The sequence below is a fragment of the Staphylococcus sp. EG-SA-15 genome, assembly GCF_017151895.1.
GTDB lineage: Bacteria > Bacillota > Bacilli > Staphylococcales > Staphylococcaceae > Staphylococcus > Staphylococcus aureus.
Map to the genome: position 1 here is coordinate 1 of NZ_JACVZN010000142.1, position 248 is coordinate 248.

Sequence of the window (248 nt, forward strand, 5' to 3'; positions counted from 1 at the left end):
TACGCGCATTTGAGCTGAAGTTGGCACAAGGTGCTAAGACTCGTGGTGGTCATATGGAAGCTGAAAAGGTAAACGAAGAAATTGCTAAAATCCGAAATGTTGAACCTTATAAAACAATCAATTCACCACCATCAATCGTAATAAAGCTTGGATACTTATCTAGTTCCACCATCGTACGTACAAGTGTTTCAATTTCTGAAACTTTGCTTACTACAATTTTGAATCCTACTGGTTTTTGACCTAATTGC

The 248-nt window shown here is 37.5% G+C and carries 2 pseudogenes; one reads left to right on the forward strand and one right to left on the reverse strand.

Annotation, left to right across the window (positions count from 1 at the left end):
* Window positions 1-128, forward strand: a pseudogene (locus IDG64_RS15685) (glutamate synthase-related protein); the annotation flags it as partial.
* Here IDG64_RS15685 and IDG64_RS15340 read toward each other — a convergent pair.
* A pseudogene (locus IDG64_RS15340) lies at window positions 122-248 on the reverse strand (hypothetical protein); the annotation flags it as partial. The pseudogenes IDG64_RS15685 and IDG64_RS15340 sit on opposite strands and share 7 nt — an antisense overlap.